This window comes from Pseudomonas sp. ok266 (genome assembly GCF_900110195.1).
GTDB classification, from domain to species: domain Bacteria; phylum Pseudomonadota; class Gammaproteobacteria; order Pseudomonadales; family Pseudomonadaceae; genus Aquipseudomonas; species Aquipseudomonas neuropathica.
The window spans coordinates 44,839-69,398 of sequence record NZ_FOCU01000020.1 but is presented as its reverse complement, the minus strand read 5'-3'; the positions used below and the strand labels follow the sequence as shown (position 1 = coordinate 69,398).

The window sequence follows — 24,560 nt, the reverse complement described above, 5'->3', positions numbered from 1 at the left end:
TGTCGTTGCTCCATTGGTCAATTGATTAGCATCTTTCTTTTTAAAGTTGCTATCGCTTCTTGCCCTACACCGCCGTTCTGCGACCTTTTGTCTGCAATGGCTATTGCACCGCTGCTAGGTTGAAGTTTCCCCTGCTGGTAAATTTTTAAAAGCCCGTGGAATAACTGCGTAATAGTTGTCTTTACTTTTTTGGCCGCAATCGCAGCCGCCAACTCATCTAGTAATTTTTGCGCATCTGTATCTGAAACCTGTAGCAGGGCTTCTTCTATTGATGCCTGTGCTGCTCGAGACAGGTCGTGAGGGAAAATCAGGCGGTTTGTTGTTGTATTGTTATTTTTATAGTTATTGTTAGGGTTACAGTTACCCGCCCCCCTAGGTATATGGGATAGATAGGGTACTGATACCCTGTTTTCTTGGGCATGGCCTTCTGGCTTCCCTCTCCGGCTACCCTCGGCTTCGGTGTGGATGGCAGCCTTGTTGTTTTCTCCATTGATGTGGGAACTATAGTCATCCACAGGCCTGTCCATGGGCTGGCGATGGGGTATCGATACCCTATCGGTAGCGTCACAGCGGTGGTTTTCTCCCTGATTAACGCTTTGGCTCGACGCTTGGAATTCCTGGATTAGCATCTCGCGATACTCGTCGCACTCTTGCAGTCTTTCCGCCATGTCATCCAGATAGTCTGATATCCAATGCGCAGGCATTTCTCTGATTTGCTTGATGGACTTCTGACGTAGCGTTGGCGCTAGCGCCATTTTAGGGGAATTATGCTCCCACCAAATGCGAACCCATACGAAGCTGGTTTCGGCGTCGTATTTTATGAAGTCAGAGTCACAGAGGCGTTTCAGTACTGGCATGAATTGTGATTCTGTGTCCCATCCCATTTCTGCCGCAGCAATCCTTGGGACGATAGAGTAACTACCGACAATGTTGCTGGAGGTGCATGTTAATAGATAGACGAGAGTTGCTCGGTCTTCTTGTGTGCGCCCAGCCATTTTGGGTGAGTTCCAAAATTTCTTGTCGTTGATCGTCCGTTGCCGACCCATAGTAAATCTCCCTCAGGTCAGTATTATTGAGCGTGTGCTTCGCTTTTTGGCGCTTCAAGCTGTAGTGCTACATTGACTTGCTGCGTACGAAAGTAGAGGCGACGGCCGATCCGTATCATGGTGGGTTTAAGTTTTCTCGATAGGTCGGTGTCCGAGTAGAGTGAGACTCTTAGCCCATCTGTCGAGCGTCCAAGTAACTCGGCCAAATCAGAAAGCTGCATTAGCGCGCCAAACTTTCCAACCAAATATGCTTCAGTGTTCATCGTAGTTTCACCTTTGTTGATGCAGGTTGAGTAACGCTCGGGAGTCTGCAAGTTTGTGGAGAAGTTAGACGATTATGAGCGTAAGTTAGTTACTGTCAAATTGGTTGGTGACGCGGATGATCCAAGATAGATAAGTTTGGTGTTCGGTGTGTCGCCATATAACTACCAGCATGGTATATCTTGGTTTTTTTATGGTTTGCAAAATTGCCAGTAATTCAAGGGGTTGTAATTAATTTCTTTTTTTTGGTGAAAAAATGGCTTTTTTTGATGCTCACGCCGCTCAGAATGGCTCTAAGCAGGGCAGTTGCCTGCCTGTCGTAGGCATTCGGCTCTAATGGCGTGCATCTGTGAAATCTAGGAGGCCTGCAGCGGATCTAGAGTGCGTAGTGGGTCTTCAATGCGTCGACCTCCGAAATATGGCGCATCACTGGTAGATGCGGAAGCCAAGCTCAATGCATATGTGAACAAGCGTGTAAAGGCCAAAGGAAGGATCTGTTCAAACCAGTGCGCCAAGCGGAGATTGCCAAATATCAGTTTGTGCTAGATCAACTACAACAAATGCTTGATAGCGAAGACGGATATTCTGAAGCTTGCCGACGTGCAGGTAGAGCTGATGACCGAGATGTCAGAGGAAGAACTTAAACGCCTGATCGCTGGACTCGACGATGCGCACGTCATTGAGGACATTTTCCGCCCTTACGATCTCAAATCCAACCCTTCAGCGCGGAGAGGACCCGGACCCTCTCCCTGGCCAACCGGAGTTTTAAAACCATGACAAGCACTAACGAGGCTGCACGTTTTCTCGACTACTATCTGGACGCGTCGGTGGAGTCTGAATATGCAGTGATGCTGAGTGCTCCATGGGGAGCTGGAAAAACCCATTTTATTAAAATTTATCTGGATGCTCGGGCTGCTGGGCTACCGCCTAAAGAGCAACCTGGCTACCTGTACGCCAGCCTGTATGGGGTGGCTTCGGTGGGGGCTATCCATGACCAGTTTTTCGCGCAGGCACATCCTCATCTCAGCTCAAAAGCCTCTCGGATTATCGGGTCTGCGCTTTCTGGTGCTATAGAAAAATTAGGCGGAATGAAAGGGACTGACCAGCTTGCAAGAGACATGCTGCTCAAGCTGGATGGCAACATTCTCGTCATTGACGATCTCGAACGCTGTTCTATGAAAGTCCCGGATATTTTGGGTTTCATCAACAGCTTCGTCGAGCACGAAAAGTTGAAGGTCATCATCCTTGCCAACGAGGAAGAGATCTCCGGAAAGGAGGATTACGAGAGGCAGAAGGAAAAACTCGTGGGCAAGACCATCCAGGTCAAGGCGGATCCCTCCGAGGTGTTGGATAAGCTCACAGCGAGGCTAAGAACGCATTTGGTGCGTGAAGTCGTGACGCATGAAAGAACCGCGTTGTTGGCTACGTTTAACGGATCAACGCATCCTAACTACCGGAACCTACGCGCCATCCTGGAGGATTTTGAGCGTCTTGTGGAGGCTGTCGATGTTCGGTTGCGTGACCAGCCAGAAGCAATGAAGCAGCTACTTCTGTATATGATCGCGACCGGAGGCGAGTCGAGAAGCGGTACTTTGGATAGGGAAGCGCTCAGGTTACTTCGCACCAGTCAATTCTCTACAGGCCTTTTATCGAACAAAGAGAGATCCCCAGCGGACAAGCAATTTGATCAATTGAAGAGTCGATACCCAGAGGTCAAATGGACTGACCCTATCGTCAGCCCAGGGCACCTTTCAGAACTGTTTTTCACAGGCAAAATTGACGCCGACAAAATCAATGAAAGCCTTGCCCGTCACCCCGAGGTTGCCGGTCATGTAGATATTCCGGCGTGGAGGCTCCTGTGGGACTGGACCAGATTGCCCAAGGGCGAGTACGAGACGGCGAAAACTGCGCTTCTGAGCCAGCTTGACCAACGCAGTATTATTTACCCAGAGCTAATTTTGCACGCAGCAGGGATTATCATTTCGCTACGCCAGTTCGGAGATCCAGTATTAGGAGAGGACTGCTCGGCAGAGCAGTATTTCTCTGACTATGCTTCATGTCTGTTGAACTCGAACACGCTTTTGGCTGAGACCGGCGCGTTTGGATTGGGTGGGACGGGGGCGCTCGGCCTCGGTTACTCATCCTCTGATACCCCGGAATTCCAAGCCATCTACAGCATGATGAAGAAGGCCACGGACGAAGTGTTCCATCGTCAGATGCAAACAGTTGCGGGAGGCTACGTTGAGCGTTTGGCCGCCAGTACTGATAACTACAGTTCGCTGTATGAGTATGGTGTCCAGGACGGCAACTATGCCGCCACGCCTTTCCTTCAGTTCATCGATGTGAAGGATTTCGCGAAGCTGCTAATCATCGACTCCTGCTCAAATGAGCAGCTTTTTGCGAGCCTGATCAAACGCTACGAACATGACCATATGAGCCGGAAAGCATTGGCTGATGAGTATGACTGGACTGACAGCTTGAAGGCAGAACTGCTGAGGATCATCAGCACCGAAACGGCTCCGTTTGCCGAGTTGCTGAAACTGCGATTGGACTATTACTTTGGAAAAATTGGCGAAGGGATCGGTCGGCCAACTGCTGAGCCCTAAGCCAAACGGGCCTGCTTTTGGATTGAAGGCAGGTCAGACCCCGATGACCAGCAGCCAGGTTTTGGATGGCTGAGCAAGGACGAAAATGAGTGAAATTAACCTACCTCCTGAGCAGCAGGAGTGCATTAAAGCAGTGGACGTTGATCGCCTGTATAAGCTCGTTGACCAGACTCTATATGACGGTGGAACCGGCGCACTGAGAGAGTTGCATCTGGAGTCCTGCGGTGCCTACATCGCTGAGCAATTGAGGATCTACGACCGGGCGCTGTCCGGGTACGCCAAGGCCAAGTCTGCGAAGAAACGCGCCGAAACTGAAATGGATGCCCGTCGCGCAGGCAGCGCCCTGATTTCAGCGGTCAATCAGATGCAGAGCAGAGTTGAAACTGAAGAAAAAGAAGGCCAGTTCTTTTTTGTTGATGATCATGTCATACAGCCTTTCGGCATTAGCAATAATTTAAACGTTTCCATCCGCTTTCACTGGCGTACCAACGTCATAGATCCATGGGTCTATGGGGATATCAAATTCAAACACCAGCATTCACCAACACCTTCTTACATGGCTTATCCGCCGAAAAGGAAGTTAAGCGCGGCAGCAGAATCTCGAGAGAGAGAATCGGAGTTGTACCGTGTATGGGATCAGCTTCGCCAATCAGCTCTACATTCTGTGAAAGAGTTTTTCCAGAAAGGCGGCAATGGGGCTGACATTCCAGCAACGTTCAAAGCGAGGGCAAACTCTTATGGCGGCGGCTTGGATAACTATAGCTTGCGGTTCTGGATTCAGGGTGAGGATATCATTAATGGCAGTTAGGTGAAGGAGTCGGAGTGAACATCCAACTGGCATCATTCGGTGAAGTCGGTCCCCTAGTCGCTTAGCGGAAGTGGTCAGGGGTAGCTTCTGGCTCGCGTTACCGATGCTCAGCGGCAGTCTGTTAGCCGTAGCCTATTCCTAGCTATAACGTATTTGCCGCAACGAATTGTTATAGCACAGCAAAAATTGCTTTATACCGAAAGTTTTATTGATCCACCTTCCATGGCTTTGTAATAGCTCCATAGGTCCTTGATGAAGACCTGACTGATCACCAAAACCATATTGTTCAGCAATGCTAATGACACGTTTCGCTGTAGCGTCAAGTGATACCTCGTCATCATGACCAGTTAGTATACCCCTGATCACGCCTCTAAGATAATCAGACAACCTCGAAGGGCCTTCATCGACAAGTAATGGAGAATGCCAAGATACGTTGGTTGCAGTCTCCGAAAAAGAATAGTAGTGGTTGGCGTCTTTCACCTGCTTATGTGGAGGTATAGAGACATGAGCCCTTAGAAATGGCACCTCATAAAAATATACAAGTGCTCTTTCGTCCACTACATCAAAGTCAAACCGATGATAAAATGGCCAGATTAACTCCCTGGCAGAGGTGGTAAGCTGCTCGAAATACGCCTCGCTATCGAGTGATAGTGGCGCAACGTAGATACCTCTCGTGCTCGGAGGGTTCTCATATGAGAACAAAACGTTGTGCTGATAATCGATTGCAGTTTTCGCTTTTTCGTGAATTTTAAAGCATAGAGATCGAATTTCATCGAACCCTTGAGCTTCGCGCCATTCGCGGATTTCCTCCAACCGACTCCGCCCTTTTCTTTTAGAGACGGGGTGGATCTGCGGAGATAGCAAACCAGTGGATTTTTTGAACTGCATATAAATCGGGATTACGCTATCAAACTTCTTGTCTGCGCCATAGATCTGCTCGTCAATATCCAGTAGCCGAAAAGGAATCTCTCGGTGCCCGGCATCACACATTCCAAAAAATGTGGCGACATCAGCTTCAATTTGCTTTTCACTAAAACTAGACGGTATCTGATACCGAGGCAGCGCTGGCATATTTACTCCATGTGGGGCATGCGCAGGTCAGAAATAGTGGCGAAAATGCCAAAAGACGTGCGCAATCAGTATACGGTGGCCTATACACAGCGTTAAGGGCCATCTAAAAATATCCTGTCCATCATCCACGCCACGGGTCCTTATGGCATGACTGAATCGGTGAAAAGCTATGTGACTCTCCAGTACTCCGTTGACGGTAGTGGTGACTCTTTCGTCGAGCTTGATTCTGGCACACCAGCAGCAATTGGGGTTTGCCATCGGAGGCCCTCTGACAGTCGAGGTGGTGGATGGACCAATAGTGCTCAGGCCTGTTCGTGGCACAGATACGTTAAAGTATCTTCGGCCCCTTGCTCCCCAGCTCCTGCTACGGGGCGGGAGCGTGTTGGCAAGCCTGGTTAATCATCTATTTGATCAGCAGGATTTTTAGACCAGCAAGCCCCCGGCACAGGCATTCAGACAATTAAATTTTCGGATAATATGAAATATGTCTAAGCGAACAAATGAGCACAGAATTGAGACCGAATCAATCAACATTGTTCGTGAGCTGGTTGTAGATGAAGCCATCTTTCGCGAGCTTTCAGAACGAGATTATGGCGTTGATGGCTTATTGGAATTCTTTAATAAAGACGGCACTTTCTCCGGTGAAAGCGTCTTGGTGCAAGTAAAGGGAAGTCGAAATGTTACAGTAAAAAATGGATCAGTAAGGACTCCATCGATAAAAACTGAAACTGTAAAATACTGGGCCCAAAAAAGACAATCGGTTTTTATTTTTCTTGTCGATGTTTCAAAGGGGGTTATATATTTCAGGGATGCCAAGTGTGCGGCGAGGATGAATGCCAAAAAGGTAAGTGGCCAGAAAACAATTAGTTTTCGCATCAATGAAAATCAGGTAATTGATTCAAAAAATCTACTCTGTTTTCGACGGGAGATTTTCATTGCTGACAAATTCGATCAGTCTAGGATCGAATTGGCTAAGGCAATTTTTTCGTTTAGGGAAATTTATAAAAAATTAATTGTTAATGCTGGGCGCGATTGCTTTATGGTCATAGATTATGATGACCCTCGCATTGACATGTTTGATGACTATTCTAGTACTATACAGTTGTGCTGGCTCTTTTTTGGCATCCATGCAAAGGTGTATAGATTTAGCTACTTTGCAGATTTGTCTTATGAAGCTTGGAATCAAGAATATGTTGAGATGCATATAACCGAAACCGCTGATTATTTGAGAGAGCAGTTTCGTCTGTTAATGAGGGTTGTTATTGCTACCAAGGTTATTTACTTGGATTACTGGGAGGGGAGCGACAGGAATGTAAGTAAGCGGTTAAACGATTATGACGATTTGGATCTAATAAAAAAGATAATAAGAGATGAGATCGAAATAAAAAATATTAATCTGCTGAGCGAGTATTTTTGATGGGCGCTGAAAGGTGTGACAACATGTCAGTCTGACGGCCCTCCAGCAAGACAGAACAATGTGCGGCGGAGAAGCCGCCATGGCGTGGAGAATGTACTGCATCGTTAGAAAGCACCATCCCGAACTGTTTGTAATCAATGAGTGCTTCTGGCCAGATAGGTCTGGAGCCCATTGTAATAGCTCATTTCGGGGGGGGCCGGGCTTCAGTCTGCCTACGGCAACGCTCAACTTTGCGGATGCTGACCGCAGAAGGCGACCGTATCTTCGCACGGCCGAATCGCCCATCTCGGCCATGCAATTTCACCAGCAAGGCTTATTAGTTGCACACACGCAAGGATGGTTTTCGACCCTGACCGACTACGACTTGCCACAACCTTTGTGTTGCCTGCTGTTTCCGAATGTTGGCCGATTGCTGCCGGTCACGACCAACAGCAATGCGCAGCTCTCTGCCGATCATGGTCACGAAGCGTGCTGGTCAAAATGCAATCAGGTGGTCAAGTGGAGGGCAATTCCGAACACAGCAAAGCTCCGAAGGTGCGGGGCTGGCAAAAATCTCCCGTCTTAAACTAATAAACTTAAGTGGCAGGTCTCGTTATTTTGTCCAGTTTACTGACGAGGTCTTCGGCTCGCAGGTGTGTGTAACGCTTAAGCATCTGCATCGACTTATGACCGCTGATGGCCGAAACTTCTTGATCAGATAACCCACCTTCGACAAGCCGACTCACTGCTTCGTGACGCAGGTCGTGAAACCTAAAATCAGGCAAATCGAGTGTCTTTTTGAGCTGTCCCCAAATCTTGGTGAAGGTATACGGCCGACGCTTCCCGTCTTTTCCAGGCTCACCGAAAAACACCAGGTTGCAGTCGATTGGTCGCACTGGGTTATCCATCGCAGCTTTAAATACTTCTGTGGCACGCTTGCTCAGAGGTACGGTGCGCGAGCCGTCGTTCTTTGTGTCTGAGAGACGTATGACGCGCTTTGCCAAATCCACTTGAGGGCGACGTAGGGATGAGATCTCTGACGAGCGCATACCCGTTTCCAGAGCGATGCAAACAATCCAGCCAAGCATAGGGTTGCTGTGTCGATTTACTGCCGCGAGCAGAAGGCGTTCTTCCTCCGGCGACAATCTCCGGTCACGACCATCCCCAGGGCTCGGCTTTCGGATGTTCAGAACTGGGTTGAACGTCAGACCCAAACCCCACTCCTGAATCGCTACCGTGTACAGGTGGCTCAATAAGGCCAGTTCGAGGCGCACGGTGTTGTTGCTGATGGTCCCACCACGGCTGGGTTCGTTCAGGCGCTTGTCACGATAGCCGGCGATGATTTCAGCGGAGAGGGCGGCCAGTGAGTATTTGCCCAGGTGCTCGATCAGCTTCTTGGCTTTCGAGGTTTCGCCACGCTGAGTGGTGGGCTTCTTGGTGGGGGTTATGTCGCTTAGGTAGCGCTTGAGTGCAGCCTCTAGCGTCATTTTCTCCGAGCCGCTGCGCCGGATGTAAACGCCACGTACCATTTCTTCTTCGGTACGCCTCGACCAGTCCTCCGCATCACGTTTTGTGCGGAAGGTTTTGGCGACAGTGGGCCAGCCATTTTTACGAATGAGTGCCTTCCAGGTGCCGGAAGGAGTTTTGACGAGAGTAGCCATGAGAGGGTGCTCCTAGGCGGCTGGCGAACCAGCACTGTACCTAAATTGTACCCTTGGACCATAGGACTGTATCTGTGATGGACGAGCCAGAAACGCGAAAGCCGCGCAATGCGCGGCTTTGGAGTTGGTGGGCCCACACGGACTTGAACCGTGGACCAAAGGATTATGAGTCCTCTGCTCTAACCAACTGAGCTATAGGCCCTCAGTAGGTCGCGGATTATAGCGACGGTTTCTCGGCTGTGCTATCCGAAAAATCCGATACGGTTACACGAAGAAACGTTGCTGCGAATTCTTCCGGCGGCAGCGGCAGGCTGACGATGTAGCCCTGGATCTGTTCACAGCCTTCGGCGGCGAGAAATTGTTGTTGTGCCTGGGTTTCCACACCTTCAGCGATAACCGTGAACTGCATGCTCCGGCCCAGTGCGATGATCGCCCGGACGATGGCCGCATCGTGGGGGTCATCGGGCAGTCCGCGGACAAACGACTGGTCGATTTTGAGGATGTCCAGCGGCAGCCGTTTGAGGTAACTGAGCGAAGAATATCCGGTGCCGAAGTCATCAATCGCCAATTGAACGCCGAGGTGTTTGAGCTGGTGTAACACCGCCAACGCCTCTTCGGCCTGACTCATGATGAAGTTCTCGGTAATTTCCAGTTGCAGTAAATCCGGTTGCAGGCGGTTGTCGTTGAGCAGCTGTTCGATGCGTCCGAGCAGATTCGGCTGACGCAATTGCGCACCGGCGAGGTTCACCGACAGCGGGCCGAGGCTGTCGTAGACCTGACTCCATTCGAACATTTGCCGGCACGCCGTCTCGAGCACCCAGTCACCAATCTGCAGGATCATGCCGTTCTCTTCGGCCAGCGGAATGAAGTGTTCTGGTGGCACGTCGCCGAAGGTCGGGTGACGCCAGCGGATCAGCGCTTCGGCACCGACCAGACGATGATCGTCGAGGCTGATTTTTGGTTGGTAGTAGAGAAACAGTTCATCACGTTCAATGGCCCGACGCAGTTCATGCTCAAGCGCAATGCGCTCGCTGGCCTGGGCGGTGAGGTCGCGGGTGTAGCTCTCGACGCGGTTGCGGCCCTTGGCCTTGGAGCGGTACATCGCCGCGTCGGCGTTTTTCACCAGCGTGGCGACGTCGCAACCGTCTCGAGGATAGAGGCTGGTGCCGATGCTGGCACTGATGAAGAACTCATGCTCACCGGCCTGGAATGGCGCACCGAAGCAGTTGAGCAGTTTGGTGGCGATGTTGTCGGCGTCGCTGGCCTGTTGCAGGCCGGGTAACAGAATGATGAATTCGTCACCGCCCAGACGCGCCACGGTATCGATGTCTCGCAATTGCTCCTTCAGGCGCACGGCGATGCCCTTGAGCAGCAGATCGCCGACCGGGTGGCCGAGGCTGTCATTGATGTGTTTGAAGCGGTCGAGATCGAGAAACAGCACGGCGCCCTGACTGCCGTTTTCCTGCTGGCTGTTCAGTGCCATCAGCAAGCGGTTTTCGAACAGCGTGCGGTTTGGCAGACCGGTAAGCGGGTCGTGGTGCGCCTGATAGTCGAGTTTGGCTTGTGCATGTTTGAGGCTGGAGATGTCGGCAAACACCGCGACAAAGTGGGTAATAAACCTGTCTCGATTGCGCACGGCGCTGATGGTCAGCCAGCTCGGGTACAGCTCGCCGTTCTTGCGTCGGTTGGAGATCTCGCCTTGCCAGTGACCTTCGTCGGTCAACTGGTGCCACATTGCCGCGTAGAACGCGCTGTCATGCAGGCCGGAGGCGAGCAGGCGCGGCGTATGCCCGAGCGCTTCGCTTTCGCTGTAACCAGTGATTTCGGTGAAAGCGCGATTGACCGCACTGATGTGTTGTTGGGTGTCGGTGATCAATACGCCTTCAGCGGTACTTTCGAACACGGTGGCGGCCTGTTGCAGTTTTTCCTGCATCAGATGCCGCTCGGTAATGTCGCGGGCGATGGTCAGCATGCAGTCATCTTCGCCAATCGGCAGTGGACGGCTGGATACTTCACAGAGGCGGATCTGCCCGTCACTGCGGCGGATATGGCAGGTGAAGTCACGGACGAAGCCGTCGCGATGCAACAGATCGAGCATCTGTTTGCGTTCGTTGAGGTTGACCCAGATTCCCAGATCCAGTGCCGAGCGATCCACCGACATGGCGCTATTGAAACCGGTGATACGGCTGAATCCTTCGTTGACCTCCAGCAGCAGGCCATCGCTCTGGCGTGACAACAGCAAGCCGTCCGGCGAAGCATGGAAGGCTTTGGCAAATTTCTCTTCGGAGGTTTGCAGTTGCTGTTGGGTCTCCTTGAGTTGGGTAATGTCTCGTACTACGACGACAAGCGCGGGTGTAGTGTCCAGATCAAACGGCTCGGCGGAAATCAGGCCGGTAAAGAGTTGGCCATTGTTGCGGCGAAACGGCATCTCCAGATTACGAATGCTGCCTGCCTGCAGGCGCTGCAGCAATCCGGGACCGACGCCGGGAATCCCCCAGATATTCAGCTCGGTCGCCGTTTGGCCCAGCACTTCTTCGGCTTTCAGTCCGATCTGTTCTTCAAACGCTTCGTTGACCTCCAGCAGGCAGCCATCGGACAGTCGTGCAATCACCAGAATGTCCGGGCATTGCTGAAACACCGAGGCGAACTTTTGCTCCGAGAGTCGCAGCGCCTCTTCGGTGCGCTTGATTTCGCTGATGTCGATCATCAGGCCGCGCATCACCGGCTCATGGCCATGCTCGATCAGGCTGACGATGTCGCGCACCCACAGGCAGCGGCCATCAGCGGTTATCACCCGATAGTCGACGATGTGATCGCGACCCTGGCGAAGCGCTTCTTTGCAGTAACTTTGTGTACGGGTCAGGTCGGCCGGGTGAATGATGTTGTGCCAGAAACCGGGAATCAACCAATGGGATTGTGGATAGCCAAGCAGGTCTTCGGCGTGGGGCGACACATAGCTGTAGGTGAAGTCGCTCATCCGCGCTTCCCAGGCGATGGCCGACAGGCTCTCGACCAGGCCACGATAGTGGTATTCGCTGCTGCGCAGTTCCTGTTCGAGGTCGATACGTCGGGCGATTTCCGAACTCAGGCGACGGTTGATGCGGATCACCACGGCGAGAATCGTCACCAACAGCAACAGACCCGGTAAACCGTAGATCAGCAGGTCTGACCAGAATGTCCGATGATCAAGGACGTTGCCGACCCAATGCTCCTGAATACTACTGATTTCATCAGGACTCATGTCAGCGAGGACTTTGTCGAGAATTCCCACCAGTACCTTGTTGGCGCGGGGGACGGCCATCGCCAGTTGGTAGCGATAAGGGGTTTCGCCGCTGACGTACAGACCGTCGAGCTTGAGCTGGCGCAGGCTCCAGACGCTGGACGCGAGGTCACCGACGACGGCGTCCACTTCGTCGGTCGCCAACGCCTGCAATGCCGAACTGACATTGGGCATGGCCACCAGGTTCAGATCGGGGTGGTGGGTGCGCAGCAGTTCGTGGGGCGCGTAGTTTTCCACCACGGCGATCTTCAAACCGTACAGGTCGTCGAGCTTGCGCGGTTGCGCGCCGCCGATGTGGGCGAGAATGACGATCGGAAAATCAAGATACGGGCGGGTGAACGACAGGTAGGTCTGACGCTCGGGGGTGGACATGATGCCGGGCAGGAGGTCGATCTTGCCCGATTTGACCTGTTCGAGCACCACCGTCCAGCTCACCGGTTCGATGGGCGTCAATTTAATTGCCAGGCGTTGGCGAATCACGTCGATATAGTCCGCCGCCAGGCCCTGATAGCGGTTCTGGTCGTCGCGAAATTCAAAGGGCGGCCACGACGCATCGACACCCAGGCGCAAGTCCGGGTGAGCCGCCAGCCAGCTACGTTCTTCATCGGTCAGAGTCAGCGCGTCAGCCGTTGCGGTCCAGATCATCAGTGACAGCAAAAAAAGCACGGACGCCAATCTGGGCATAACGCTCTCGTTATGGCTCGGGGATGATTGTTTCGAGTGTAGACGGGGTATGCGGGGGAGGGGTGTTGCGAGGGATTTAATCTGCCATATAAACAAAACCCCCGGCCTGGGCCGGGGGTTCTGGTATCACTCGTCGAGGAAGGAGCGCAGATGCTCGCTTCGCGTCGGGTGGCGTAGCTTGCGCAGCGCCTTGGCTTCGATCTGACGGATCCGCTCACGCGTTACGTCAAACTGTTTGCCCACTTCTTCGAGTGTGTGGTCGGTGTTCATGTCGATACCGAAACGCATGCGCAGTACTTTGGCTTCACGGGCAGTGAGGCCGGACAGCACTTCGCGAGTCGCTTCTTTCAGGCTCTCAACAGTGGCGACATCGATTGGCGACTGCATGGTCGAGTCTTCGATGAAGTCACCCAGATGGGAGTCTTCGTCATCACCGATCGGGGTTTCCATGGAGATCGGCTCTTTAGCGATCTTCAATACCTTGCGGATCTTGTCCTCAGGCATTTCCATGCGTTCGCCCAGCTCTTCCGGGGTCGGTTCGCGACCCATTTCCTGCAGCATCTGCCGGGAAATACGGTTGAGCTTGTTGATCGTCTCGATCATGTGCACCGGAATACGGATGGTGCGGGCCTGGTCGGCGATCGAGCGAGTGATCGCCTGACGGATCCACCAGGTGGCATAAGTCGAGAACTTGTAACCACGACGGTATTCGAACTTGTCTACCGCTTTCATCAGACCGATGTTGCCTTCCTGGATCAGATCGAGGAATTGCAGGCCACGGTTGGTGTACTTCTTGGCGATCGAGATCACCAGACGCAGGTTGGCTTCAACCATCTCTTTCTTCGCGCGGCGGGCCTTGGCCTCACCGATCGACATGCGACGGTTGATGTCCTTGATTTCTGCGATGGTCAGACCGGTTTCGGTTTCCAGCGCGATCAGTTTCTGCTGGCAACGAATGATGTCCGGTTGCACGCGACCAATGGCTTCGGCGTATTTGCTTTTGCCTTTGGCCAGGGCGTCGGACCAGCTTTCGTCGACTTCGTTGCTCGGGAACTGACGCAGGAAATCGGCGCGTGGCATACGTGCATCACGTACGCACAGTTGCATGATCGCGCGCTCTTGCTGACGCAGACGATCCAGGGCACTGCGGACACGCTCGACCAGGCCTTCGAATTGCTTCGGCACCAGTTTGATCGGCATGAACAATTCGGCCAGTGCGAGCAACTCGGCAATCGCTGCCTTGTTGTTGCGACCGTGCTTTTTCAGGGCCTTGCGGGTGATTTCCATCTGGTCAGCCACGGCGCCGAAACGCTGGGCAGCGATGACCGGATCCGGACCGCTTTCGGCTTCTTCTTCGTCATCGGAAGATTCGGCTTCATCGTCGTCGGTGTCGTCGTCGGCTTTCGCCACTTTAGCTTCGACAGGCGGCGGCACTTCGGCAGGCGGCGCAATGCCGTCGTCCGGGTCGATATAACCGCTCAGAACGTCGGACAGGCGACCACCTTCGGTGGTGACGCGGGTGTACTCGGAGAGAATGTGGTCAACCGTGCCAGGGAAGTGCGCGATTGCGCTCATCACTTCACGGATGCCCTCTTCGATACGCTTGGCGATTTCGATTTCGCCTTCACGAGTCAGAAGCTCGACCGTACCCATTTCACGCATGTACATGCGCACAGGGTCAGTGGTGCGACCGATATCGGTCTCCACCGCTGCCAACGCAGCGGCTGCTTCTTCCGCAGCGGCCTCGTCGGTATCGGCGTCGGCCAACATAAGGGCGTCCGCATCCGGAGCACTCTCGTGTACGGGGATCCCCATGTCGTTAATCATGCGGATGATGTCTTCCACCTGCTCAGGATCTGAAATATCCTCGGGCAGGTGGTCGTTGACCTCGGCGTAAGTCAGATACTTCTGCTCACGACCCAGTTTGATCAACTCAATAATACGAGACTGCTGTTGCGCTTTTCCGGACATAACACCCTATCCACTGAAGGTCTTGGCGGGCAAAAAACAAGCCGAGGATTATACCTGAGCTATGACCTCACGCGCCAGTTGAGGTCGGGTTTGATGCGGAAACATTGCGACTTAGTAGGTCGCGCAGTTGGTTTTTCTCTTCAACGCTCAGTTCGCTTTGACGCGCTTTCCTGAGCAACTGTTCCAGATTTCGCTCGCGTTGGCGGGCTGACAAGCTAGTAATGGTGTCGAAAAACTGTTGTTCAAGGTTATCGCCGTCAATCAGCCACTCCTTTTCTGCCAAAGCCTTGAGCAAGCGTCCCTGTTCAGTGCCGTGCCATCGCGCGATCAACTGAAATGAGTTTAGCTTGGGATTCTTCTGTACAGCTTCGAGCAGGGCCACAAGTAACTGGGCGTTGGTCTGATTCTCGTCCGCAATGTGCCCGGCATCTTCGACGCGCTTGGCCAATTGTGGGTGATGAAGCAGTGTGCGCAGGGCGGTCAGGGTTGGCGACTCGACGCCAATCGGTGTGCGCGGGCGCTGCTGATCGCGATCACCGCCACGTTTGCCGTTCTTGTCCCAGGGTTTTTTGTCCCACTTCTTGCCGCCAGCGCCGGGCTTTTTCGGCGTCCACTCCTGCTGCGGCACATACATATCCTGTGCCTGCGGCTGATGGTAGTCGCTGTAGTCCGGCATCGCATCGTAATCGATGCCCGGATCGTAGGCGGGCGGCGCTTCCTGTGGCGCGCTTTGTGCCAGCTGACTGACGGTTTCGCTGCTCAGGCCGGTGATTTCGGTCAGGCGCTGACGCATCAGAATACGCAGGTTGGCGCCCGGCACTTTGTCGATCAGCGGTGCGGCGAGGGTGGCCATGTGGGCCTTGCCTTCGAGCGAGCGCGGATCGGCTTCTTCGGTCAATTGCTGGAAGAAATAATCCGCCAGTGGCTGAGCGTGCTGATTGATCCGGGCCTTGAAGGCGTCAGTGCCTTCGGCGCGCACCAGGGTATCCGGGTCTTCGCCTTCGGGCAGAAACAAAAAGCGCGCCCGGCGGCCGTCTTGCAGGCTTGAAAGCGTTGCTTCCAGGGCGCGCCACGCGGCGTTGCGGCCGGCCTGGTCGCCGTCGAAACAGAACAACACGTTCGGTACGACGCGGAACAGGCGCTTCAAATGTTCTTCGCTGGTCGCGGTGCCCAGCGTCGCGACGGCATTCTTCAGCCCCTGCTGTGCGAGGGCGATGACGTCCATGTAACCTTCGACGACGATGATTTCGTCGAGGTTGCGGTTGTTCTTGCGTGCTTCATAGAGGCCATAGAGTTCCTGGCCTTTATGGAATACCGGGGTTTCCGGTGAGTTCAGGTATTTCGGCTTGTCGTCGCCGAGTACGCGGCCGCCGAAAGCGATGATCCGCCCGCGGGTGTCGCGGATCGGGAACATTACGCGATCGCGGAAGCGGTCATAGCGTTTGCCGGTTTCGGCGTTCTCGATCAGCAGGCCTGCGTCGATCATGGCCTTCTGCTGCAATGTATCGCTGCTCAAGTGCTTGAACAGATTGTCCCAGCCCGGCGGCGCAAAACCGAGGCCGAAATCCCGGGCGATCTCGCCAGTCAGGCCGCGTCCCTTGAGGTAATCCACTGCAGCTTTGCGTGCCGGATGGCTCTTGAGCGCCTGCCGGTAAAAGTCGGCGGCGGCGGTGAGCAGTGGATACAGCGGCGAATCGGTCGGCTGCCGTGGCTTGCGCTCGCGGCCGCTTTCTTCGCGGGGGATTTCCATACCGGCGGCTTTGGCCAGATCTTCGACAGCCTGGGGGAAATCCAGGTTGTCGTGATCCATGAGAAAGCCGAGGGCATTGCCGCCGGCGCCGCAGCCGAAACAATAGTAGAACTGCTTGTCGGGGCTGACGCTGAAAGACGGCGTTTTCTCTTTGTGAAACGGGCAACAGGCGGTGTAGTTCTTGCCGGCCTTCTTCAATTGCACGCGCGAACTGACCACATCGACGATGTCGGTGCGGTTCAGCAGGTCGTCAATGAAGCTCTGGGGAATCAGCCCGGCCATGGCGTTCTCGTCGTCTGCGCTGTAATAAGTCCGATGCGAAGGGCTGCCGGACGCGGGTCATTGTTTGAAGCACGCAAAATGTGCGGCTCGACCGGTGTCGTCTGCGTAATCGCTGTCGGGAAGTGTATCTGCCGAAAATCCACTGACGTTAGTACTCATCAGTCGTCGACTATTTGAAAGTGTTGCGCTGAATCCGCTGACGGCCGGTTCAGGGCCTCGGATCGCTCAATAAAGCGGGCACGCATGCAGGTGCCTTGGGCTGATCGTCGTAAGAGGAATCAGTGGGTGTGCTCGTCAGTAGCCTTGAAAGGCTCGTCAGAAAAGACGTGCACCGCTGGCAAAAGAGCCAGGTCTGACGTGTGAAGCAGATTCGTCTTGGTCGCGTGTGCGGCTTCGACGGTGAAGCATCAAGCGTTTTACGCAAATGCCATTAGCCCGGCTGAGAGCCGGGCTTAGGCAAGAAGCTTGCTACGAACGTCTGTGTATTAGTACAGACGAACGGCGCGGCGCTGTTCGCGCTGAACTTTCTTGGCGTGACGCTTAACAGCGGCTGCTGCTTTGCGCTTACGCTCAGAAGTTGGCTTCTCGTAAAATTCGCGGCTACGAACTTCAGCCAGTACACCGGCTTTTTCGCAGGAGCGCTTGAAACGACGCAGAGCTACGTCGAAGGGTTCGTTCTCTTTAACTTTGACGGCTGGCATCCAGAGCTACCTTCATTCATTACCGGGGTCAACATCCTCGCGGCAAAAGAGCACTTGAAGACGTCGGTTTTTAAGGGTTGCGGATGTTAACCCCTCATCGCTCGGAATGCAAAGCCTCTGATCGAAAACCGCTGGTCGGGGCATCACGCGGCGACTATTATGCGCGCCTTCGAATTCAGCCTAAACAAGGCGCAAACCCATGCTAGTACTGGGATTAGAAACCTCCTGCGACGAAACCGGCGTCGCATTATATGACAGCGAACGCGGCCTGCTGGCCGACGCACTGTTCAGCCAGATCGACCTGCACCGCGCTTATGGCGGCGTGGTGCCGGAGCTGGCCTCGCGTGACCACGTCAAACGCATGCTGCCCTTGATCCGTCAGGTGTTGGCCGAGGCTGACTGCGTACCGACCGAGATCGATGCAATCGCCTATACCGCGGGTCCTGGCCTGGTTGGCGCATTGCTGGTCGGCGCTTCCTGCGCTCAGGCACTGGCGTTTGCCTGGGGCATTCCGGCGCTCGGCGTGCACCACATGGAAGGCCACTTGCTGGCGCCGATGCTGGAGCCGAAACCGCCCGAATTCCCGTTCGTCGCTTTGTTGGTCTCCGGTGGTCATACGCAGCTGGTTCAGGTCGATGGCATTGGCCAATACAGTTTGCTCGGCGAGACGCTGGATGATGCCGCCGGTGAGGCATTCGACAAAACCGCGAAGATGATGGGTCTCAATTATCCGGGTGGGCCGGAAATCGCCAAGCTGGCCGAGAAGGGCGTCGCAGGACGTTTTACCTTCCCGCGTCCGATGTGTGATCGCCCGGGTCTGCAATTCAGCTTCAGTGGTCTGAAAACCTCTGCGCTCAACGCCTGGCAGCAGTGCGTCAACGCCGGGGACGACAGCGAGCAAGCCCGTTGCGACATCGCGCTGGCGTTCCAGCAGGCCGTGGTGGAGACTTTGACCATCAAGTGCAAGCGTGCCCTGAAGCAGGCCGGCATGAAGCGTCTGGTGATTGCGGGCGGCGTCAGCGCCAATAAGGCGTTGCGTGTTTCGCTGGAAAAGATGCTCGGCGACATGAAGGGCGATGTGTTTTATGCACGCCCGGAGTTCTGTACCGACAATGGCGCGATGATCGCCTTTGCCGGTTGCCAGCGTTTGCAGGCCGGTCAGCAGGAAAGTCTGGCGATCAGCGTGCAGGCGCGCTGGCCGATGGAGCAATTGTCGGCGTTGTGATGAGTGGCGCTCATGGCCGGTATTTAAAAATGCCGTTCGCGCCCGGCAAACAGGTCGCGTAGATTGCCGCGGTGGCGCCAGACGATCAGCAGTGTCAGCGCGCTCATCGGCAGCAGCGCTTCCGGTTCCTGCCAGGCCAGCAAAGGCAGGGTTAAGGGGGTTGCAATCAGTGCTGCGAGCGAGCTGGTGCGGGTCAGGTAAAACGTCAGTAACCAGGCGCATACTGCCAGCAGCGCGGCGGGCGGATACAGGCCCAGCAGCATGCCGGCAGCGGTGGCGACACCCTTGCCGCCACGAAAGCGAAAGTACAGCGGGAACAGGTGACCGATCACGGCGCACACGCCGATCCACGCCTGATCCTGCAGCGAAAGGCCGGCAGTCGAAGCGATCAGCACCGGCACCAGGCCTTTGCACAGATCACCCAGCAGGGTCAGGATCGCCAGTTTGCGACCGGCCAGGCGCAGCATGTTGGTGGCACCGGCATTACCCGAGCCACTCATTCGCGGATCCGGGTTTCCGGTCAGGCGGCTGAGCAAAATGGCGAAGGACAGCGAGCCGAGCAGGTAGGCGAGAGTCGCCAGTAACCAAAACATGCTAACTATTCCGGGCGAGGACGCCCTGATTCTAACGGCGCATTGCGCCCTTGTCGTGCAGCGGAGAGAAGTGCTTGGACAGAGTGTTTATCGAAGGCCTGGAAGTCGACACCGTGATTGGTGCCTACGACTGGGAGCGCGGCATCCGCCAGTGCCTGCGCCTTGATCTGAGCTTCGCCTGGGACAATCGCCCGGCCGCCGCCGGTGATGACCTGACCCTGGCGCTCGACTACGCCAGCGTGTCCACGCGAATTCAGGCGTTTGCCGAGCAAGCGCAGTTTCAACTGGTCGAGACCTTCGCCGAACGTCTGGTTGAAGTGCTGATGAGCGAATTCAAGATCACTTGGGTGCGCCTGAAGCTGACCAAACCCGGCGCCGTTCCGGCTGCCAAGGGCGGCGTGGGTGTGGAGATCGAGCGCGGATGTCGCTGACTCAGGTCTACCTCGGGCTCGGTAGCAATATCGAGCGCGAAACTCATTTGCGCGCTGGACTCGACGCTTTGGCGACGTTTCTGGTGGATGTCCGCTGTTCGGCGGTGTTCGAAAGCGCGCCTGTGGGCATCAAGAGCGGGCCGTTCTTCAATTTCGTGGTGTCGGCGTATACCGACCTGCCGTTGATGGAACTGGATCGCCGCTTGAAATTCATTGAGGCGGATAACGGTCGCTATGCGCCTGATCGCAAGGGCTTGCCGCTGGATATCGACGTGCTGTTGTATGGTGATCTGGCGGGGAATTTCGACGGACTGGTTCTGCCGCGCGCGGAGATTCTGAAAAATGCTTTTGTGCTGTGGCCGCTGTCGCTGATTGCGCCGGATCGCGTGCACCCGGGTGTAGGAAAAAGCTTCGCGATATTGTGGGCTGAAGCGCAGATTGATCAGGTGCTGGCGCCGGTTGGGTTTGAGTGGCGCGGACAGCAGCTTACGCCTTCAGACTTGTGTTGAATCGACTGACGTCTTCGCGAGCAGGCTCGCTCCCACATTTTGGAATGCATTTCCCTGTGGGAGCGCCGGATCCGGGCGGCGATCCGACGACGCTTTTCAGGCTGGCGCCGCGTCTTTGTAGATCTTCAAAGCCTTCAGTCGCTCACGTTTCAGCGCTTCGCCCAGTTCCGGGCCCTTGAATCCCTTCTCCAGTAACGGCTGCACCGCAACCTCTCGCGCAGCCTTCGCCGCACCGCGCAAATAATCCGCCTGTGGATAACTTCTCTGCTCCAGCCCTTTACGGCCTCGGGCGTCCATTTCGCATGCCGCGATAAACTCTTCAAACCGCTGCGGTCGGCGATACACATCAAAGCTCTGCAACAGCTCAAGCAGCGTCGAGGCCTTCAACTCCAGCGCCCGGTGGCTGTGGGTGTGGTACTTGCCGACCAACAAGGCCAACTCCTGACAATCCTTTGGTGCCTTAAAGCGTTCGTTGACCGCTTTGATCAGCTTCAACCCCGTGTGCTCATGGGCGATGTGTCGCGGCCACTCTTCCTCTGGGGTCAGACCTTTGCCGAGATCGTGCAGCAGGCAAGCCCAGCGTACCGTCAGCGGTTGTTTGTGCAGCGCTGATTGCTCCAGGACGCTGAGTGTGTGCAGGCCGGTATCGATTTCCGGGTGATGCGCTTCCGGTTGTGGCACACCGAAAAGCGCGTCGACTTCTGGCATCAGTACTTTCAGTGCGCCGCAGTCGCGCAGCACCTGAATGAACACTTGCGGCTGATCTTCCATCAGTGCCCGGGAGATTTCTTTCCAGCTACGTTCAGCGGTCAACGCCTCCAGCTCACCGGACTCGCTGAGCTGACGCATCAATTCCAGCGTCTCCGGTGCGACAGTAAAACCCAGCCCGGCATAGCGCGCTGCGAAGCGGGCAACGCGCAATACACGGAGGGGATCTTCGGCGAACGCCGGAGAAACGTGGCGCAGAATCCGGGCTTCAAGATCGCGCTGACCATGGTAGGGATCGGTCAGATTTTGCTCATTGTCCTCGGCCATGGCGTTGATGGTCAGGTCGCGACGAATCAGGTCTTCTTCAAGCGTCACTTCGGGGCTGGCGTGAAAAGTGAAACCGCCATAACCGCGCCCGCTCTTGCGTTCGGTGCGGGCGAGGGCGTACTCCTCGCCACTTTTGGGATGAAGAAACACGGGGAAATCCGCGCCAACCGGGCGATAACCCTGGGCGAGCATTTCTTCCGTGCTGGCACCGACCACGACCCAATCGATGTCGGTGACTGGTTTGCCCAGCAAGCGATCACGTACGGCACCGCCAACCTTGAAAATCTGCATAAAAAACCTCCGTTAGCCCGACAGAATAACCCTTGCGTCAGACTTTCGGAGGCCGAAACCGGATCAAAGATGAATGACGGCAAGGTCAAGTCGACCGTAATCCCCTTCGCTGTGTTCACTGCGTGGCGGTACGTGGTGGGTTTTCATGATCTGGTCGCCTTGCAGGGTTTCCAGATGGATATCGAAGCCCCACAAGCGATGCAGGTGTTTAAGCACCTCGTCAGTGGAGTCTCCCAGCGGTTTGCGGTCATGCTGCTGGTGGCGCAAGGTCAGTGAGCGGTCGCCGCGCCGATCGATGCTGTAAATCTGCACGTTCGGTTCACGGTTGCCGAGGTTGTATTGCGCGGCCAGTGTTTCGCGGATGATCCGGTAGCCGGGTTCGTCGTGAATCGCAGGCACCAACAAGTCGTCCTTCTGATCGTCATCCATGATGCTGAACAGTTTCAGGTCACGGATCACCTTGGGCGACAGATACTGCAGGATGAAACTCTCATCCTTGAAGCTGCTCATGGCGAATTTGATGGTCGACAGCCAGTCGCTCCCGGCAATTTCCGGGAACCAGTGACGATCCTCTTCGGTAGGTTCTTCACACATGCGCCGGATGTCGCGATACATGGCGAAACCCAGCGCGTAGGGGTTGATGCCGTTGTAGTAAGGGCTATCGAAACCTGGCTGAAACACCACGCTGGTGTGCGAGGTGAGAAATTCCATCATGAAGCCGTCGGTAACCAGCCCTTCGTCATACAGGTCGTTCATCAGCGTGTAGTGCCAGAATGTTGCCCAGCCCTCGTTCATCACTTGGGTCTGGCGTTGCGGGTAGAAGTACTGGGCGATCTTGCGCACGATCCGCACGATCTCGCGCTGCCACGGTTCCAGTAACGGCGCGTGTTTTTCGATGAAGTACAGGATGTTTTCCTGCGGCTCGGCCGGGAAGCGTGCGTTGTCCTTGTCGCTGTATTTATCCGCGCCTTTGGGAATGGTGCGCCACAAATCGTTGATCTGCTTTTGCATGTGCTCTTCACGATCCTTCTGCCGACGCCGTTCTTCTTCGGCGGAAATCGGGTAAGGACGTTTGTAGCGGTCGACGCCGTAGTTCATCAACGCATGGCAGGAGTCGAGCAGGTCTTCTACTGCATCGATGCCGTGACGCTCCTCGCACTGCATGATGTACTGCTTGGCAAACACCAGGTAATCGATGATCGAGCTGGCGTCGGTCCAGGTGCGGAACAGGTAATTGCCCTTGAAGAAACTGTTATGCCCGTAACAGGCATGCGCAACTACCAGCGCCTGCATGCAGATGGTGTTTTCCTCCATCAGATAGGCAATGCACGGGTCAGAGTTGATCACGATTTCGTAGGCGAGGCCCATCTGCCCACGGCTGTACGACTTTTCCGTGCTGAGGAAGTGTTTGCCGTAGGACCAGTGGTGGTAGCCCAGTGGCATGCCCACCGAGGCATACGCATCCATCATCTGCTCGGCGGTGATCACTTCAATCTGGTTGGGGTAGGTATCCAGCGCATAGCGGGCCGCGATCCGGGCTATTTCGCGGTCATAGGTCTGGATCAGCTCGAACGTCCATTCGGAGCCGGTGGAAATGGGTTGGCGCTTCTGCTCTTTGGCGGTCATGTCACTAACCTGCGCTGGAAGAGTTCACGGAAGACCGGATAGATATCCCCGGCCGAGACCAGTTGCTGCTGGGCAAAAGTGTCAGAGAAGGCTTCGGCGATGCGTTCGTACTCGTACCACAAGGCCTGATGTTCGCGCGGGGTAATCTCCACATAAGTGTAGTACTGCACAAACGGCATGATCTGGTTGATCAGGATGTCGCGGCAGATTGGCGAGTCATCATTCCAGTTGTCGCCGTCGGAAGCCTGCGCCGCGTAGATATTCCACTCGTTGCTCGGGTAACGCTCGGCCATGATCTCCTGCATCAGTTTCAGGGCACTGGAAACGATGGTGCCGCCGGTTTCCCGTGAATAGAAAAACTCCTCTTCGTCGACTTCCCGGGCGCTGGTGTGGTGGCGGATGAACACGACATCGATCTTGTCGTAGTTCCGTTTCAGGAACAGGTACAACAGGATGAAAAAGCGTTTGGCGATGTCCTTGGTCGCCTGGGTCATGGAGCCGGAGACGTCCATCAGGCAGAACATCACCGCTTTTGAACTGGGGTTGGGCTGCTTGATCAGCAGGTTGTACTTCAAGTCGAATGTATCGAGGAACGGCACGCGGTGAATGCGCGCGCTGAGTTTTTCGATTTCCGCCTCGAGTTCCTGAATATCGCCGAAGTTGTCCGGCTCTTCGCGTCTCAGACGCTCAAGTTCTTCTTTGACTTCACGCAGTTTCGCTCGACTGCTGCCAGACAGCGCGATGCGCCGTGCGTGGGCCGAGCGCAGGGTGCGGATGATGTTGATCCGTGACGGGTTGCCTTCGTTGCTGATCCCGGCGCGCACGGTTTTGAAAGTGTCGGTGCCGCTCAGGTTGCGTTTGACCAGGTTCGGCAGTTCGAGGTCTTCGAACATGAATTCGAGGAATTCTTCCTGAGTGATCTGGAAGACGAATTCGTCCATGCCCTCGCCGGAGTTTCCGGCCTTGCCCGGACCGCGTCCGCCGCCACCTCCAGGTGGCCGTGCGATATGTTCACCAGCGGTAAATTCCTTGTTGCCGGGATGAACCACGGTCTGCTTGCCGCCGCGGCCGTGGTGAAGAACCGGTTCGTCGATGTCGCGACCGGGAATACTGATCTGTTCACCGTGCTCCATATCGGTAATGGAGCGCCGGCTGACCGCCTCTTCGACAGCCTTCTTGATGTGGTCACGGTAACGCCGCAGGAAGCGCTGACGGTTCACCGTGCTCTTGTTCTTGCCATTGAGACGTCGGTCGATCACATAACTCATAGGAAGCCCTCCGGGCAGCTTCAAGTTGTGAGCTTCAAGCTGCAAGTAAAAGCAGGTTCCCGGGC

Annotated in this window: 18 protein-coding genes and 1 tRNA gene; 6 read left to right on the top strand and 13 right to left on the bottom strand. The window is 55.0% G+C overall.

The window, feature by feature from the left end; all coding sequences use genetic code 11:
* Nucleotides 1–17 precede the first annotated feature (17 nt).
* Together BMY54_RS28685 and BMY54_RS28680 are read right to left on the bottom strand one after the other, a co-directional pair.
* On the bottom strand, nt 18–1,046 hold the full coding sequence (locus tag BMY54_RS28685) for a hypothetical protein (protein WP_093442027.1): 1,029 nt from the start codon (nt 1,044–1,046) through the stop codon (nt 18–20).
* A 23-nt stretch (nt 1,047–1,069) separates the two neighbouring features.
* Nucleotides 1,070–1,309 carry a plasmid-related protein gene (locus BMY54_RS28680; protein WP_093442022.1) on the bottom strand — a complete coding sequence of 80 codons (240 nt, stop codon included), beginning with the start codon at nt 1,307–1,309 and terminating at the stop codon, nt 1,070–1,072.
* Nucleotides 1,310–2,080: 771 nt separating this feature from the next.
* Here BMY54_RS28680 and BMY54_RS28675 point away from each other — a divergent pair.
* A complete protein-coding gene (locus tag BMY54_RS28675; RefSeq protein ID WP_093442017.1) occupies nt 2,081–3,913 on the top strand; it encodes a P-loop NTPase fold protein in 1,833 nt (610 codons plus the stop codon).
* A gap of 85 nt (nt 3,914–3,998) precedes the next feature.
* Complete coding sequence (locus BMY54_RS28670; protein ID WP_093442012.1) at nt 3,999–4,721, top strand: hypothetical protein; 723 nt, start codon at nt 3,999–4,001, stop codon at nt 4,719–4,721.
* A gap of 138 nt (nt 4,722–4,859) precedes the next feature.
* On the opposite strand, the gene BMY54_RS28665 is transcribed toward BMY54_RS28670, so the two are convergent.
* Nucleotides 4,860–5,792, bottom strand: a complete 933-nt coding sequence (locus BMY54_RS28665) for a hypothetical protein (protein ID WP_093442008.1) — start codon at nt 5,790–5,792, stop codon at nt 4,860–4,862.
* A gap of 484 nt (nt 5,793–6,276) precedes the next feature.
* On the opposite strand from BMY54_RS28665, the gene BMY54_RS28660 reads away from it, so the two are divergent.
* A complete protein-coding gene (locus BMY54_RS28660; protein WP_093442003.1) occupies nt 6,277–7,209 on the top strand; it encodes a DUF4365 domain-containing protein in 933 nt (310 codons plus the stop codon).
* Between the two features lie 575 nt (nt 7,210–7,784).
* On the opposite strand, the gene BMY54_RS28655 is transcribed toward BMY54_RS28660, so the two are convergent.
* From BMY54_RS28655 to rpsU, 6 genes are all read right to left on the bottom strand, one after another.
* Nucleotides 7,785–8,849, bottom strand: a complete 1,065-nt coding sequence (locus BMY54_RS28655; RefSeq protein ID WP_093442000.1) for a site-specific integrase — start codon at nt 8,847–8,849, stop codon at nt 7,785–7,787.
* Nucleotides 8,850–8,974: 125 nt separating this feature from the next.
* Nucleotides 8,975–9,051, bottom strand: a tRNA-Ile gene (locus tag BMY54_RS28650).
* 15 nt (nt 9,052–9,066) lie between these two features.
* Entirely contained in the window at nt 9,067–12,813 is a 3,747-nt protein-coding gene (locus BMY54_RS28645; RefSeq protein WP_093441996.1) for a bifunctional diguanylate cyclase/phosphodiesterase, read from the bottom strand.
* A gap of 126 nt (nt 12,814–12,939) precedes the next feature.
* Entirely contained in the window at nt 12,940–14,784 is a 1,845-nt protein-coding gene (gene rpoD, locus BMY54_RS28640; RefSeq protein ID WP_093441990.1) for an RNA polymerase sigma factor RpoD, read from the bottom strand.
* 67 nt (nt 14,785–14,851) lie between these two features.
* Nucleotides 14,852–16,816, bottom strand: coding sequence for a DNA primase (gene dnaG, locus BMY54_RS28630; RefSeq protein ID WP_093441982.1), 1,965 nt, complete (start codon nt 16,814–16,816; stop codon nt 14,852–14,854).
* Nucleotides 16,817–17,301: 485 nt separating this feature from the next.
* A complete protein-coding gene (gene rpsU, locus BMY54_RS28625) occupies nt 17,302–17,517 on the bottom strand; it encodes a 30S ribosomal protein S21 (protein WP_002551877.1) in 216 nt (71 codons plus the stop codon).
* A 199-nt stretch (nt 17,518–17,716) separates the two neighbouring features.
* Here rpsU and tsaD point away from each other — a divergent pair, with 199 nt between their 5' ends.
* A complete protein-coding gene (gene tsaD / locus BMY54_RS28620; RefSeq protein WP_093441977.1) occupies nt 17,717–18,742 on the top strand; it encodes a tRNA (adenosine(37)-N6)-threonylcarbamoyltransferase complex transferase subunit TsaD in 1,026 nt (341 codons plus the stop codon).
* 23 nt (nt 18,743–18,765) lie between these two features.
* On the opposite strand, the gene plsY is transcribed toward tsaD, so the two are convergent.
* On the bottom strand, nt 18,766–19,335 hold the full coding sequence (plsY, locus tag BMY54_RS28615; RefSeq protein ID WP_093441972.1) for a glycerol-3-phosphate 1-O-acyltransferase PlsY: 570 nt from the start codon (nt 19,333–19,335) through the stop codon (nt 18,766–18,768).
* Between the two features lie 74 nt (nt 19,336–19,409).
* Here plsY and folB point away from each other — a divergent pair, with 74 nt between their 5' ends.
* Both folB and folK read left to right on the top strand, forming a co-directional pair.
* A complete protein-coding gene (folB, locus tag BMY54_RS28610) occupies nt 19,410–19,766 on the top strand; it encodes a dihydroneopterin aldolase (protein ID WP_064390789.1) in 357 nt (118 codons plus the stop codon).
* Entirely contained in the window at nt 19,757–20,275 is a 519-nt protein-coding gene (folK, locus tag BMY54_RS28605) for a 2-amino-4-hydroxy-6-hydroxymethyldihydropteridine diphosphokinase (RefSeq protein ID WP_093441967.1), read from the top strand. Before folB ends, folK begins: the two co-directional genes overlap by 10 nt.
* A gap of 96 nt (nt 20,276–20,371) precedes the next feature.
* On the opposite strand, the gene BMY54_RS28600 is transcribed toward folK, so the two are convergent.
* The 3 genes from BMY54_RS28600 to BMY54_RS28590 form a co-directional block, all read right to left on the bottom strand.
* The gene (locus tag BMY54_RS28600) at nt 20,372–21,601 is read right to left on the bottom strand and encodes a multifunctional CCA addition/repair protein (protein ID WP_093441962.1); all 1,230 of its coding nucleotides are present in this window, start codon (nt 21,599–21,601) and stop codon (nt 20,372–20,374) included.
* 63 nt (nt 21,602–21,664) lie between these two features.
* Nucleotides 21,665–23,227: a SpoVR family protein gene (locus BMY54_RS28595; RefSeq protein ID WP_093441957.1), complete on the bottom strand. Its 1,563-nt coding sequence runs from the start codon at nt 23,225–23,227 to the stop codon at nt 21,665–21,667.
* Complete coding sequence (locus BMY54_RS28590; protein ID WP_007910114.1) at nt 23,224–24,495, bottom strand: YeaH/YhbH family protein; 1,272 nt, start codon at nt 24,493–24,495, stop codon at nt 23,224–23,226. Before BMY54_RS28590 ends, BMY54_RS28595 begins: the two co-directional genes overlap by 4 nt.
* Nucleotides 24,496–24,560 lie beyond the last annotated feature (65 nt).

Bases quoted from the DNA above. Each gene is read 5' to 3' on its own strand.
- BMY54_RS28590 (WP_007910114.1), bottom strand. From the start codon at position 24,495: ATGAGTTATGTGATCGACCGACGTCTCAATGGCAAGAACAAGAGCACG.
- plsY (WP_093441972.1), bottom strand. From the start codon at position 19,335: ATGTTTTGGTTACTGGCGACTCTCGCCTACCTGCTCGGCTCGCTGTCC.
- BMY54_RS28655 (WP_093442000.1), bottom strand. From the start codon at position 8,849: ATGGCTACTCTCGTCAAAACTCCTTCCGGCACCTGGAAGGCACTCATT.
- folK (WP_093441967.1), top strand. From the start codon at position 19,757: ATGTCGCTGACTCAGGTCTACCTCGGGCTCGGTAGCAATATCGAGCGC.
- rpsU (WP_002551877.1), bottom strand. From the start codon at position 17,517: ATGCCAGCCGTCAAAGTTAAAGAGAACGAACCCTTCGACGTAGCTCTG.
- BMY54_RS28645 (WP_093441996.1), bottom strand. From the start codon at position 12,813: ATGCCCAGATTGGCGTCCGTGCTTTTTTTGCTGTCACTGATGATCTGG.
- BMY54_RS28675 (WP_093442017.1), top strand. From the start codon at position 2,081: ATGACAAGCACTAACGAGGCTGCACGTTTTCTCGACTACTATCTGGAC.
- BMY54_RS28685 (WP_093442027.1), bottom strand. From the start codon at position 1,046: ATGGGTCGGCAACGGACGATCAACGACAAGAAATTTTGGAACTCACCC.
- tsaD (WP_093441977.1), top strand. From the start codon at position 17,717: ATGCTAGTACTGGGATTAGAAACCTCCTGCGACGAAACCGGCGTCGCA.
- BMY54_RS28660 (WP_093442003.1), top strand. From the start codon at position 6,277: ATGTCTAAGCGAACAAATGAGCACAGAATTGAGACCGAATCAATCAAC.
- BMY54_RS28670 (WP_093442012.1), top strand. From the start codon at position 3,999: ATGAGTGAAATTAACCTACCTCCTGAGCAGCAGGAGTGCATTAAAGCA.
- BMY54_RS28595 (WP_093441957.1), bottom strand. From the start codon at position 23,227: ATGACCGCCAAAGAGCAGAAGCGCCAACCCATTTCCACCGGCTCCGAA.
- BMY54_RS28665 (WP_093442008.1), bottom strand. From the start codon at position 5,792: ATGCCAGCGCTGCCTCGGTATCAGATACCGTCTAGTTTTAGTGAAAAG.
- dnaG (WP_093441982.1), bottom strand. From the start codon at position 16,816: ATGGCCGGGCTGATTCCCCAGAGCTTCATTGACGACCTGCTGAACCGC.
- BMY54_RS28600 (WP_093441962.1), bottom strand. From the start codon at position 21,601: ATGCAGATTTTCAAGGTTGGCGGTGCCGTACGTGATCGCTTGCTGGGC.
- BMY54_RS28680 (WP_093442022.1), bottom strand. From the start codon at position 1,309: ATGAACACTGAAGCATATTTGGTTGGAAAGTTTGGCGCGCTAATGCAG.
- rpoD (WP_093441990.1), bottom strand. From the start codon at position 14,784: ATGTCCGGAAAAGCGCAACAGCAGTCTCGTATTATTGAGTTGATCAAA.